The 13,263-nt window shown below is 57.6% G+C and carries 12 protein-coding genes; 9 read left to right on the forward strand and 3 right to left on the reverse strand.

Annotated features, from left to right (window positions below):
• The first annotated feature begins 33 nt into the window (after positions 1-33).
• On the forward strand, positions 34-1,635 hold the full coding sequence (locus Q1A59_RS05840) for a hypothetical protein (protein ID WP_298404925.1): 1,602 nt from the start codon (positions 34-36) through the stop codon (positions 1,633-1,635).
• On the opposite strand, the gene Q1A59_RS05845 is transcribed toward Q1A59_RS05840, so the two are convergent.
• On the reverse strand, positions 1,583-2,854 hold the full coding sequence (locus Q1A59_RS05845) for an MFS transporter (protein ID WP_298404927.1): 1,272 nt from the start codon (positions 2,852-2,854) through the stop codon (positions 1,583-1,585). The genes Q1A59_RS05840 and Q1A59_RS05845 overlap by 53 nt on opposite strands.
• A 5-nt stretch (positions 2,855-2,859) precedes the next feature.
• The gene (locus Q1A59_RS05850) at positions 2,860-3,324 is read right to left on the reverse strand and encodes a MarR family winged helix-turn-helix transcriptional regulator (protein ID WP_298404930.1); all 465 of its coding nucleotides are present in this window, start codon (positions 3,322-3,324) and stop codon (positions 2,860-2,862) included.
• Positions 3,325-3,871: 547 nt separating this feature from the next.
• On the opposite strand from Q1A59_RS05850, the gene Q1A59_RS05855 reads away from it, so the two are divergent.
• The 4 genes from Q1A59_RS05855 to Q1A59_RS05870 all read left to right on the forward strand — a co-directional run bounded on the left by Q1A59_RS05855 (position 3,872) and on the right by Q1A59_RS05870 (position 8,291).
• Positions 3,872-5,191, forward strand: coding sequence for a sugar ABC transporter substrate-binding protein (locus Q1A59_RS05855; RefSeq protein ID WP_299644313.1), 1,320 nt, complete (start codon positions 3,872-3,874; stop codon positions 5,189-5,191).
• 244 nt (positions 5,192-5,435) lie between these two features.
• Positions 5,436-6,377, forward strand: coding sequence for a carbohydrate ABC transporter permease (locus Q1A59_RS05860; RefSeq protein WP_298404936.1), 942 nt, complete (start codon positions 5,436-5,438; stop codon positions 6,375-6,377).
• 13 nt (positions 6,378-6,390) lie between these two features.
• The gene (locus Q1A59_RS05865) at positions 6,391-7,230 is read left to right on the forward strand and encodes a carbohydrate ABC transporter permease (protein ID WP_298404938.1); all 840 of its coding nucleotides are present in this window, start codon (positions 6,391-6,393) and stop codon (positions 7,228-7,230) included.
• Positions 7,231-7,244: 14 nt separating this feature from the next.
• Positions 7,245-8,291, forward strand: coding sequence for a UDP-glucose--hexose-1-phosphate uridylyltransferase (locus tag Q1A59_RS05870; RefSeq protein WP_298404940.1), 1,047 nt, complete (start codon positions 7,245-7,247; stop codon positions 8,289-8,291).
• Here Q1A59_RS05870 and Q1A59_RS05875 read toward each other — a convergent pair.
• Complete coding sequence (locus Q1A59_RS05875) at positions 8,283-9,362, reverse strand: hypothetical protein (RefSeq protein WP_299644317.1); 1,080 nt, start codon at positions 9,360-9,362, stop codon at positions 8,283-8,285. The two genes, Q1A59_RS05870 and Q1A59_RS05875, sit on opposite strands and share 9 nt — an antisense overlap.
• Positions 9,363-9,602: 240 nt before the next feature.
• Between Q1A59_RS05875 and Q1A59_RS05880 the strand changes: the two genes are divergently transcribed.
• The 4 genes from Q1A59_RS05880 to surE all read left to right on the forward strand — a co-directional run bounded on the left by Q1A59_RS05880 (position 9,603) and on the right by surE (position 13,247).
• Positions 9,603-10,361, forward strand: a complete 759-nt coding sequence (locus tag Q1A59_RS05880; RefSeq protein ID WP_298404944.1) for an RNA polymerase sigma factor — start codon at positions 9,603-9,605, stop codon at positions 10,359-10,361.
• A 288-nt stretch (positions 10,362-10,649) separates the two neighbouring features.
• On the forward strand, positions 10,650-11,033 hold the full coding sequence (locus Q1A59_RS05885; protein WP_298404947.1) for a hypothetical protein: 384 nt from the start codon (positions 10,650-10,652) through the stop codon (positions 11,031-11,033).
• A 194-nt stretch (positions 11,034-11,227) separates the two neighbouring features.
• A complete protein-coding gene (locus Q1A59_RS05890; RefSeq protein ID WP_298404949.1) occupies positions 11,228-12,487 on the forward strand; it encodes a VWA domain-containing protein in 1,260 nt (419 codons plus the stop codon).
• 1 nt (position 12,488) lies between these two features.
• Positions 12,489-13,247: a 5'/3'-nucleotidase SurE gene (surE, locus tag Q1A59_RS05895; RefSeq protein WP_298404952.1), complete on the forward strand. Its 759-nt coding sequence runs from the start codon at positions 12,489-12,491 to the stop codon at positions 13,245-13,247.
• Positions 13,248-13,263 lie beyond the last annotated feature (16 nt).

Below are 13,263 nucleotides of genomic sequence, written 5' to 3' on the forward strand. Positions count from 1 at the left end.
GAGAGATGTTTCTATGTTAGCGGAGGATCTTTCGTGTCTGAGATTGAACCATCACCGCCGCCATCGTCGCCAGCGCCCCGCTTAAACCGCGATACGCTGCTCTTGATTGGTGCATTAGCACTACTTGCACTTGGCGTTGCGCTGACCTTTCTCTTTTCACCTACGACTGATGATATAGGTGCGCCAACATCGATTGCGACCAGTGAACGTCCACCAACGCAAGCTGCGCCGTATCCTGTCCAAACGTCGCCCATGCCGGCTGGAAGTGTGGCAACCGCTGGGCCTACTTATCCGGTGGCACAACCAACAGTTGATATTGCTCAGACCCAAACCAGCATTGTGCAGGAAATTACTGCCTTGGCGGCTACGGTGCAGGCTGAAACGGTCTCGGCAACGACAACGGTACCGGCTTATCCAGTGCCAGAGGGGACTCCACCGGCCCAACCGACCATTCCAACTCCACCAACGGTGGCGCCACCACCGCCGCCGACAGTAGCACCGCCGCCGACAGTTGCGGTACCGCGTCCGACCTCGCCGCCACCGCCTACGCCAACTCGTTCTGATCTTGTGATCGATGATAGTCCGACAGTATCACCACCGCCAAAAGCGACCCCTGTACCGACGGCTACCGCTGCCCCTACCCCAATTCCGGCGTTAGTGCTGCGTGGCAGCACGCGCTGGGCGGCGGGCCAAGGGCCGATTGTGCTCAACCGCGATGTACAAATCCCGCCCGGGAGCGAGTTGATCATCGAGCCGGGGGTTGAAGTGCGCCTAGGGCCGGCTGTGTCGATCTATATTGATGGTGGTCGCATGATTGCGCTCGGTCAGCCCGAACGGCCGGTACGTTTCGTTGGCGCGACCGGTACACGGTGGAGCGGTATCTTTGGTCGTCCCGGCGGTTTTATCGCGCTTGAGCATACCGAAATCCGTGGCGGCGGTCTCGGCGGGACAGTGTTAGTCAGTGAAGAGGGTGGTTTGGTGATGCGCTTCAGCCGGATTACCGATAACGGCGGCGGCGTACTTGTGGTCGATTCGCAGCTCGAGATGACGCAGAGTGAAATTGCCGGCAATGATGTACCGTTTGGCGCTGCTCTCGACGCGGCGTATAGCCGCGGTAATTTCGTCACACTCTCCGGCAATCGGATTGGCGGCAATATTCTTAGTTCGGGTGCGCCGATGGTACGAGTGGCGAATCAAAATGCACGTGATACGCTCAACCTCACAATTGAAGGGAATCTTTTCCGTGGTGGGAGCGCCAATGTACAGCTCACCACCAATGGTATGTTGCAGGGTACCATCGTCTGCAATGCCTTGATTGGCGACAATTTGGGGCTGAGTTTGCGCAGTGAGACGTTACAAGTGAATCCTGATGGCAGCTTCTTGATGCCATTGCGGATCGAGCAGAACCTCATTGAGGGCCACACGCCGGTGATTAGGCCAACCTACCTTACCTTTGGTATTGGCCGTGGTGCTGCGAGCGAGATCGCGCTCGACATGCGCAACAATTGGTGGGGGCATGCTTCTGGGCCGTATGAGCCTGATGCGAACCCGCAAGGGATTGGCGAGGCGGTAGGTAGCAATATCACATTTGCCCCGTGGTTGACTGCGCCGCCGGCGTGTGCTCCTTCCCGGTAGGGGCGCGCCGCTCGACCAGCACCACGAATACCCAACCGATCACTGCACTACTGGCGACGACCAACGGCACGTTGCCAGTTAGTTCGGCAATGCTGCCGGCTAGCATGCCACCCAATGGGCTCAAACCCATCAGCATTAGGGTAAACACGCTCATCACTCGCCCGCGTAGCTCGTCGGGCACGATCAGTTGAATGAGCGTATTGGTCAATGCCATGGTGGTAACGCCGGCCCAGCCACACAATCCGATCAACACAAGGGCGAGCGGCACGTTGCGCACTTGGGTAAAGGCGATCAGCAGCGGCGCATAGAGCAGCGCCGCCGCTGTCAGCAGCTTATCGCGGGGCGCATCATCACGTAACTGGGCCAACATCAACGCGGCAACCAGCGATCCCAACCCGCTCGCCGCCGACAGCCAGCCGAGGCCGGCGGCGCCAATGTGTAGAATATCGCGAGCAAAGATCGGCAACAGCGGCAAATGCACGAAGCAAAAGAAACTGACCGCACCGGCGCGGAACAACAAAGCTCGCACATTGGGTTCAGTCACGATATACCGCAAGCCGGCTTGCAGCATCCCACCGCGGCGCGGGCCAGCCGCAAGCTGGGCATCAAGCCGCATCAGCAGCAGGCTCGTCAACACTGCTCCAAAACTCAACGCATTAAACAGAAACGCTGGCCCCTCGCCAATCCATGCCACTACCATACCGGCCACGGCTGGCCCCATTGTGCGCGCACCGTTAAAGATGGACGAATTGAGCGCAATCGCATTCAGCAAATCCTCGCGCCCGACCATCTCGACGGTAAACGCCTGCCGGGCCGGTGCGTCGAACGCATTCACGACACCCAAAAGCAATGCTAAGCTCAGCACGTGCTCAATGCGCACAAGATTGCTGAGCGTGAGTACGGCGAGGATCGCTGCCAACACCATCGCCATTGATTGAGTAATGAGCAGGATGCGTCGTTTGGGAAAGCGGTCAGCAATGGTGCCGGCAAAGAGGGAAAACAAAAGCACCGGTAGCGAATTAGCAGCCGCCACCAAACCAAGCAAAAAAGGCGAGTCAGATAATCGTAACACCAGCCAGCCTTGCGCCACACTCTGCATCCACGTGCCGGTCAGCGAAATCAGTTGCCCGCTGAAGAAGAGGCGATAGTTGCGATGGCGTAAGGCGCGAAACATCGCCGGCCAATGGTCAACGTCCGCAAGAGCGTGGCTTGTGCGCATAGATGTTACTCAGTATCTTCGCGATCGCGATGGGTCTGTAATGCCTCATACAGATGCTGCATCGCGTGATGGAAGGCGGCTAACTCTTCTGGGGAAAGGTAGCTCAAACGTTGTTCAACCAAACGCCGATGACGTGGACGCAATTCATCGATTAGCGCCTTGCCGGCAGGCGTCAACTGCACGAGCGTCACCCGCCGGTCGCGTGGGTCGGTAGCACGTTGCACCAAGCCACGCCGCTCAAGCCGGTCAACCAGCCGGGTGAGGTTGGAATTATCAGCCAGCATCTCGTTACAGATATAGCTGAGCGGTACCCCCTCTTCGGTCGCGTAGAAGAGAATAGCGTATTGTGGGGTCGAGAGGTCATACGGACGAAACTCATCACGGTTCAGCTCCTGAAAGCGGCGATGCAGCTTCAGGAAAAGGCGATAGGCTTCGATTTGCGGCGAGTCGCAGGTACTAATTTCAGGCATAATCCTACCCTAGACTTATCAACTATTGTATCAAAATTATTGGATTTAGCAAGTAAGAATTGCGCCTGACCCCAAGCGTATCGGCGTCAGGCGCAGCGGCTGCGGCGTGCTCACCAGTAGAATGCGAACAGCCAGACCATCAGCAGAAACGCGACCGCTCCGGTCAGAGTAATGGCGAAAAAGACGGGCTTGACCTCAGGATCGCCGCTCCACTCGGGCTGCATACCTCTCTCCTTTCCGGCGCTGAGCGCCGACACGGCCTTATGTGACACATTGTACCGCGTTTTGGCCGAGTGTGTGACAAGACAAGGAGAGAGCGACCCGATAGTTTGCACCTTATGGCGTGGCGCGCAAGAAATGGCCCGCGAAGCTCTCTTTGCGATATACTTGCATAGTTCGCGCAACAACTATATAATGCGCACACCACGCAATGCACCTGTTACACGCAGTGTTGCGCTCATGGCGGCACGCCCCGTTAATGGCGAGCCTGCGTGATGGCGTCGTAGTGCGTGGTAAGGATATTCTGTTGAGAAAGGATCTAGCAACGATGCTACGGAAACACACCCTGTCGTGGATTGCGCTAGTTGCATTGTTCGCAACGTTGCTCGCGGCTTGTGGCGGCGGGCAACCGACTACCGGCGGCGGTAGTGGCGGTAGTGGCAGCAATGTGACCACTGGCGGCCAGCCGGTAACGATTCGCTGGCGTACCCGCCCCGGCGATGCTGCCGAGCAGCGGGTCTATGAAGAGCTAAACACTTTAGTGAACGAGAAGCTGAAGGACAAGGGTATTACGGCGGTCTATGATCCAGCGCCTAATCAGGGGTACTTCGAGAAGTTGAAGACTGAGTTGGCAGCCGGTAATGCACCCGATATCTTTTGGATCGGCGGTGTTGAGTTAGCAGATTTTGTGAATACCGGTCAGATTCTTGATCTCAAGCCGATCATCGATGCCGATAGCAGCTTCCAGTTGGGTAACTTCTACCCCAACGTGATCGAGCAGTTGACGCGCGATGGCAAGATTTACGGCTTGCCGCGCGACATTTCGACCATGGTCGTCTACTTCAACGAAGACCTGTTCAAGGCAGCGGGCCTGAAGACGCCCAAAGAACTGGCGGCTGAGGGCAATTGGAACTGGGACACCATGCTGGAGGCGGCGCGCAAGTTGACCGACCCGGCGAACCAGCAGTACGGTCTCGGCTTTGGCAACTGGTGGGGGCCGGGTTGGGGCTATTTCATCAACGCTGCTGGCGGCAGTCCCTTCACCCCCGATCGGCGCGGCTGCGCGCTGAATACCCCAGAGGCGATTTCCGGTGCGACGATGGTGCGCATGCTCTACGACGAGAAGCTGTTGCCGGCCGGTGATGCCGATGGCGAGGCGCTTTTTAATGCCGGCAAGGTCGCTATGTACTTCAATGGGCGCTGGTTTACCCCCGGCGTGCGCACGAATGCTACGTTTAATTGGGACGTGGCGGTGATGCCGGAGGGCAAGGTCAAGAGTACGTGGCTCTTCTGGGGGCCGTATCTCGTCAGCGCCAAGACGGCTAACTCGCAGGCGGCATGGGAGGTGCTGAAGGTGCTGACCAGCGCCGAGGCAACGGCAAAGGTGGCCGCGCTCGGTACCAACATCCCGCCGCGCAGCGATCAAGAGGCGGTGAGTGCCTTCCTCGCTTCGACCCCACCGGCCAACAATCAGGCCTTCCTCGATGGCATTCCTTACGCTGCGTTGGAAGCGCCGGTATGGGATGGTAACTGGGCCGATTTTAGCGGTATCGTCCAGAGCTTGTGGGATCAGATGATCGCCGGCCAGATCACGCCTGAGCAGTTCGGTCAGCGGGCTTGTGAGCAGACGGCTAATACCTTCAAGTAGATGCTGTCGATAGGCGAGCGGTGGGCGTGCGCCGGTTCGCCTGATCGGCAATATCCTTGGGAGAACGTGCCCGCTTGTCATTGCGCGGGGGCAAAGCGCCCGCAGCAATCGCCCGCTGCGGCGAGCGCGAACCCACAGTGGGTTACTCGCGTGGTCAGGAAGATTGCTGCGCCGCCTGTGGTGGCTCGCCATGACAAGCGGGGTATCAGATTGAAGCGCAGCAATAGTTTCCCGGAGGTACACCATGGCCAACCAAGCGCCGGCCGCTCTGCCTGCACCAACCGCGCGCCATCTGAGCGGGCGGCGTGTGCGGCAATGGATCGACGCTTTCGGCATGCTGTTGCCGACTATTTTGGGTGTTTTGATCTTCTTCTTAGTGCCGCTTGCTATCTCGTTTTACCTGAGCTTTACCGATGCACGCCTTTTCGGTGACCCGAATCTGGTTGGTTTGAGCAATTATCAGCGCGCCTTGTCTGACCCGACCTTCTACCGGGCAATGTGGAATACGGCGGCATTTTCGCTGGTGACGTTAGTTGTTTCGACGGTGCCGGCCTTGCTGCTGGCCGTGATCCTGAACGAGCGAATCGCTGGTCGTACCTTCTTTCGCGCCGTCTTCTTCATTCCGGTGGTGGCGTCAGTGGTTGGCGTGACCTTGCTCTGGCGCTATCTGCTCAATGTCGATTTTGGTTTCGTCAATTATGCCATTCGTCTGCTTGGCTTCGAGCCGATCCCGTGGCTGACGCGCCCAGAATGGGGGTTGGCCAGCGTGATACTGGTCTTCTCGTGGAAGACGATAGGCTACAATATGGTGATCTTTTTGGCTGGCTTGCAGGGGGTGCCGCCGCAGCTCTACGAGGCGGCTAGTCTTGATGGAGCCAGTCGCTGGCAGCAGTTTCTCTACATCACTGTGCCAATGCTTTCACCAACCACCTTCTTTGTGTTGGTGACAACGTTAATCAATTGTCTGCAAGTGTTTGATGTGCCGATTGCGCTCGGTTTGACCCGCTCGAATACGGTTGGCCCAGCCGACTCGATGTTGACGATTGTGCCGTTGCTCTGGCGCGAGGCCTTTATTGGCGGACGCATGGGCTACGCTTCGGCGCTGGCATGGTTGCTGTTTGTGATTATTCTGCTGCTGACCTTCATCCAGTTCCGGCTGTCGCGGCGATGGGTGCATTACGAGTAAGCGAGGAGGGCTGATGGCAAGCTTAATTTTACGCCGGCCATGGGAAAAATTGCTGGCCTACGCGGTGCTCAGCGTGACCGGCTTTGTGATGGTCTTTCCCTTTATCTATATGGTGCTCTCCTCGCTCAAGCCCTCGACCGAAGTGGTGCAGGTGCCGCCAACGCTGTGGCCAAGCGAGATTCGATGGTCAAATTACTTAGAAGTACTAAATATTGTTCCGCTCGGTACCCAATTGCTCAATACCGTGATCGTCACGGCGTTGGTAGTGCTTGGTTGGGTGATTACTTCGGTGCTGGCCGGCTACGCCTTTGCCCGGCTCGAATTTCCCGGACGCGAGTTTTGGTTTGGTGCTTACCTCGCTACGTTGATGGTGCCGTTTGCAGTGCTGATTGTGCCGATGTATCGTTTGATGCTGGTCTTTGGTTGGGTTGATCGGCTGGAAGCGTTGATTATCCCGTGGCTATTCACAGCTTATGGCACCTTTCTGCTCCGCCAATTTTTCATGAGTGTGCCAAAAGATTTAGAAGATGCGGCGCTGATCGATGGAGCGTCGCATTGGGGCATTCTCTTCCGCATCTTCCTGCCGCTAGCTCGCCCGGCGATTGCGACGCTAGCGACGTTTGCGTTCCTTTATGCGTGGAATAGCTTCCTCTGGCCGCTAATCATCATCAGCAGTCCATCGCGCAAGGTGGTGACGCAGGGTCTGGTTGATCTACAGGCGCTCTACGCTGCGCGCGTCGATCTGATTATGGCCGGCTCGACGCTGGCCATTTTGCCGACGCTGATCGTCTTTTTGTTCGCCCAACGCTACTTCATCGAGGGTATCGCTACGTCTGGGTTAGCCGGACGCTGAGCGAGGAAGGTGCTATGCATCATCACGATCTCTTCAGTCGACCGCATCGCCGGCTTAACCAGCTCACCGGCGAGTGGGTGTTGGTATCGCCCCACCGCACCCAGCGCCCGTGGTTGGGTCAGGTCGAGACGTTGCCACCCACCGAGTTGCCGGCCTACGATCCGACCTGCTACCTCTGCCCCGGCAACACGCGGGCGAATGGGGCGCAGAACCCAGCCTACACCGAGACGTTTGTGTTCGAGAACGATTTTGCCGCTTTGCTGCCAGATATTCCGCTCGAGCGGGTGAGTATCCGCTTGCCGGCTGCTGATGGCGAGATTGGCCCGGTGCTGTTACACGCCGAAGCCGAGCGCGGCATTTGCCGGGTGGTCTGCTTCTCGCCGCGCCACGATTTGACGCTGGCGCAGATGTCGCAGGCTGAGGTGCGGCGGGTGATTGAAGTTTGGGCTGAGCAATATCGCGAATTGGGCGCAATCGATTGGGTACAGTCGGTGTTGATCTTCGAGAACCGCGGCGCGATGATGGGGGCGTCGAACCCGCATCCGCACGGTCAGATTTGGGCTAACGAGCAGTTGCCGAACGAGATGCGGAAAGAGCTAGCGACGCAGACGGCTTACTGGCACGAGCACAACCGCTGCCTGCTCTGCGACTATCTGGCGCTTGAGCTGGACGCCGGTGAGCGGATCGTCTGCGCCAACGAGACATGGGTAGCACTGGTGCCGTTTTGGGCGGTATGGCCGTTCGAGACGCTGGTACTGCCGCGCAACCATACCGGGGCGATTCCCGATCTCGATGATGCTGGGCGAGAGGGGTTAGCCGCCATCTTGCGCGATGTGACCAGACGTTACGACCGGCTGTTCAACATTTCATTTCCTTACAGCATGGGCTTTCACCAGCGACCAACCGATGGATTGCCGCACGATGGTTGGCACTTACATGCCCATTTTTATCCGCCGCTGTTACGTTCGGCAACGGTGCGGAAGTTTATGGTCGGCTACGAGATGCTGGGTCAGCCCCAACGCGATCTGACACCCGAACAGGCAGCGGAGCGGTTACGCTGAAACCGGAAAGAGCGTCTCTACCACTTCTAATCCGTGATCGGCGCAGCGCAGCTCGTTGGTAGCGCGCAGATCGCTCACGCTGCGTCGGCCCAGCAAAAGCGCTGACAGCCCACTATTGCTGAGCTGCCATACGTTAATATCGGCAATGCCAGTTCCGACGCTGATATGCACTCTACCGGCGCGGCATTCAATGCGCATTGCCCCCCACTCGCCGCTCAACGCTACGCTGCCATACCAATCAGCATACCGCGAAGCGGCAATCCTAACCCTGAACGCCGCTTGATGAGCACGCAATGCTGTCAGCGGGTCGATCACAATCCACACCGGAAGGATGCCATCGGCTGGTGGAAGATGGAGCATCAGGGTGGCTCCCAACTCAAGCGCTGCCTGCGCCAGTGGATGATCGGGCGTAAGCCACAGTTCGTGCGTTGAGTGGGGCAGTCGGCACAGCAAATCGCGTGCCGCCCCTGCATCGACGGCGCGACCTTCAATCACGTGTTCATCGCGCAGCAGGACATAGCCGACAATGCGGCCAAGTTGGTCGTGCGCCACTAACGGCGGCTGATCCCTCATCTGCCAGCGCCAATCAGGTTCGTAACGTAGGGGTGTCACGCAACGCGGCGTAGGCGCGTGCTGATCCAGCGCCACGAGATCGGCCACATCGGCAAGTGTAGCCGGTATCAGCGTACCATCCCCGCCATGCCACGTGATCCGACTGTGCAGGGTTGCCGGGATCATGCCCCATTGGCCGGCTATGCTCAACGGCAACGCGCAGCGCAACCATGCTATGCCGGCGGCGACGGCAGTCTCGGCAGCCGCAGCCAGCAGCGTTTCCGTCACGTCAAAATGAGCGCTGCCAAACAATTCCACCTCTCCTACCTCAAACTGGGCGAGCTGGCGTCGCCAACGAGTATGGGTAACGAGACCGATAGCCTGATCACCACGATCGGTTGTGGCGAACAGATGCAAGGCAGGTTGGTAGCGTGGGTGGCGTTGCCGGTGCGCCAACAGCGCTGGATCGATCAGAGCGGGTATCGCAGTGGATAGTGGGCTAATGGTTACGTTACTCATTCAACGATTATCCTGTCGCTAAACTATGCAAGTGGCTCATTCGTTGCATCATTGCGCAACAAAGCTGCTACGATTTTTAACCTTATTTGTCATCTCTTGCTCATCTTGCATACTTCTCGATTGCGGCGCAACTTCCTACAATGCAGCGCAGAGGGACATAAACCAAGCGATCGTGTCGCCGGTTGTTTCAGCCACCGAGGCGCGAAGCGGAGACATTGAGCATACGAAACGAGGAAATCGATGATTGCGCCTACAATGACCACCTTGAACTCACCGGCAACGTTGCATGCGTCAGTCGTGGGCGATGAAGCGGCGACCGGCCTTGCCACGATAGACGTGGAAGAGTTAGCCCGTCGTTGTGCGATTGAGAGTGAGCGGTTCTACCGCGGCCAGTCGCACGACTCGCGCTACAGCTATGAGTTATTCCGGCGGGCGCTGGTCGAGCGTGATGAAACCGCGTGGAATTACCTCTTTCAACATTATAGCCCGTTGGTTGAGGGATGGATCCGGCGCAGCGGCGCATTTGTCAGCAGCGGCGAAAGTAGCGAATATTTTGTCGTGGGTGCGTTCGCGAAGTTTTGGCGCGCGGTGACTCCCGAACGTTTCGCTTCGTTCCCCAATCTGGCTTCGCTGTTGCAATACTTGCAACTGTGCGCCTCAAGCGTCGTGATCGACTCAGTACGGGCTCAGTCGTGGGCCGAGATGATGCCGGAAGATCGGATCAGCGAGCAGCGAGTGCCGCGCCTCTCGCCTGATGAAGAAGCGATGCAGCGCGTCGATCGGCAAGAGTTCTGGCGGTTTATTGATAGCCAATTGCACAGCGAGAGCGAACGGGTGGTGGTCTATGGTTCGTTTGTGCTCGGTTTGACGCCACGAGCAATCTTTGAGCGTTATACCACGCTGTTCGAGAGCGTCTACGATGTGTACAACGTCAAGCGCAACGTTTTGAGCCGACTCAGCCGTAATAGCCATCTGCGGACGTTGTTTGGGCAGGCGTGAACGCAGAAGGGCGCAGCGGATTCAAACGTAAAGGCGCAGAGTGCGCCGAGCACGCAAAGGCGTCAATGCAGCGCGAACAGTACAAGGATCGACATGGGTGCAATAGTATCGATACGGATCAGATAGAGGTGTTGATAGATATTCGCAAGTTGTCATAGTCATTGCAAAAGAAGTAACAAAAATCTTGTACCGGCGGGAACGTGAAAAACGTTCCCGTTTGCGTTTCTTTCAACAGGAAACGCTTGCAGGTTCACCTGTTGATCTGGTTGCTCACGGAGGTGCGCCGGTATGGAAGAAGAACAATTGAGCGACGGCGCAATCCATCTTTCCGGCCCTGAACTTATTGCGGCTGCTGACGGCGAGGCTAGTGAAGGTATTGTGTCTCACCTGCGTCAGTGTGCGTTGTGTCGCCAACGAGTCACCACCTTGCGCAATGTGCAACAAGCGTTGCGCTATCGCTTATACCGCGCTCTTTGCCCTTCCACTGATCAGTTAATTGATTACTGTCAAGGTCTCCTCTCTCCTGCTCAACACGCTCTCGTTGCCCGCCATATTGCTTCTTGCCCCTACTGTAGCGCCGAAATTGAGTTATTGATGCAGCGCGATCCCCTGATCGACCGATTATTGCTCAGCGATTTGCTTAACCAACGCGTGCTGCGGTATCTGCGGTAATCACGTAGAGCTACACGACGGTGTGCAGGCTGCATCGCTAAGGGAGAGCCACAGGCCGTGCGGCTGTACAGGAGTGCGATCTTTGGTAGGGTGCGGTACAATACGATTAATTGCAACCGTCGCCACTGTCGCATCGTCGCATACGTCGAGGCCGTTCGCCAACCGGGCGAGCCGGTTACGACGAGGAGTTGGCTATGGCAGGAGAAGTGAATCTGCGCGCCGCGCTGGCGCGTCCCTTTTTGGCGGCCACGACAACGCCACAGGTAGCATACATCTTGCTCGAAGTTCAGCCGGCGCCCCAGATGACGCAGGTACGCATACCGGTCAACGTTTGTTTCGTGCTTGACCGTAGTGGTTCGATGAAGGGGGAGAAAATTGAGCGGCTGCGGCAGGCGGTTGTCAAGGCAATCGAGCAGCTTGACCAGCAAGACAACATCGCCATCGTTATTTTCGATCACCGCACCGAAGTGATTGTGCCAGCCCAGCCGGTGCGCAATCGGGCCACCATTCTCGATCTCGTCCACCGCATCCGCGATGCTGGCGGCACCCGCATTGCGCCGGCGGTCGAGAAGGGGTTGAACGAGTTGCAAAAGATGCCGACCGGTGTGCGCCGCTTAATCCTGCTGACTGACGGCCAAACCGAGCACGAGAAGGAGTGTCTGCTGCGGGCTGACGATGCTGGCCGGCTAGGCATTCCGATCACTGCGCTTGGCATTGGCAAAGATTGGAATGAAGATCTGCTGATCGAGATGGCAAATCGCTCGAAAGGAGTGGCCGACTACATCGCCCAACCGAGCGAAATCGTCAACTACTTCCAGCACACCGTGCAACGCGCCCAACAGACCGTCATTCAGAACAGTGTGCTAACCTTACGGCTGGTACAAGGCGTCACACCGCGCGCCGTCTGGCAGGTGACACCACTGATCGACAATCTCGGCTACCAGCCGATCAGTGATCGCGCCGTCAGTGTCAATCTCGGTGAACTCGAAAGTTCCCAAGCGCGCGCGCTGTTGATTGAACTCCTGATCGACCCTCGGCCAATCGGTACATACCGCGTTGGGCAGGTCGAGCTGAGCTATGACGCGCCGGCGTTGCAGTTGGTTAGTGAAAAGGCGCGGATTGACATTATGCTGACCTTCACGACCGATGCGGCTCAGTTGCAGCAGCTTAATCCGGCGGTGATGAATATTGTTGAAAAAGTGAGCGCGTTCAAGCTCCAGACCCGCGCACTGCAAGACCTTGCCAGCGGTGATGTGAGGAGCGCGACGCAGAAGCTGAAGAGCGCGGTGACACGTTTGCTCAATCAGGGTGAAGTTGAGTTAGCGGCGACGATGCAGCAAGAGATTGCCAATCTCGAACAACAAGGCCACATGTCAAGCGAGGGCCAAAAGACGATCAAGTTTCAGGGGCGCAAGACGGTGCGCCTGACCGATATTGAATTGCCGAAGGAATAATATGTACATTCTAGTCACCAACGACGATGGCTACCAAAGTCCGGGCTTAGCGGCGTTGCGAGCCGTACTCAGCGAGATTGGCGAAGTGGCAGTAGTTGTCCCCGACCGCAACTGGAGCGCCGCTGGACATTACCGCAAGCTCTTTGACCCGCTGCGGGCGTGGGAGGGAACACTCAGCGACGGTTCACCTGCGCTGATCTGTGATGGTACACCGGCTGATTGTGTCGCGCTCGCGGTGATGGGTCTACTCGACCGCAAACCCGATCTAGTAGTGTCGGGCATCAATCTTGGGGCCAACCTTGGTACCGACCTGCTCTACTCTGGCACCGTAGCGGCTGCTATGGAGGGCATCGTTTTCGGGGTGCCGGGGTTAGCGGTCTCGCAAGTGCGGCCCAAAGACGGTCAATGGGATTTTCGCGCCGCGCAGGTGGCTGTGCGACGGTTGGTAACGACTATCCGTGAACGAGGTCTGCCATCAGAGATATTGCTGAATCTGAATATTCCGGTGGTTGCCCCCAACGAGTTACGTGGCATCAAAGTTAGCCGACTTGGCCGTCGCGTCTATCGCGACGAGCTAGTAGTACGTTACGATCCCCGTGGGCGACCCTACTATTGGATCGATGGGGCCGAGCCGGAAGATCACTACGAAGAGGGTACTGATATTGCCGCCATCAGTGAAGGCTACGCCAGCCTTACCCCGGTGCAGATGGATTTGACCAGTCATCGCTGGCTGGAAGAGCTGCGGCAATGGAAGTTATAGCGGAATGTAGAGACGA

The organism is uncultured Chloroflexus sp., from assembly GCF_937951745.1.
Classification (GTDB): Bacteria; Chloroflexota; Chloroflexia; order Chloroflexales; family Chloroflexaceae; genus Chloroflexus.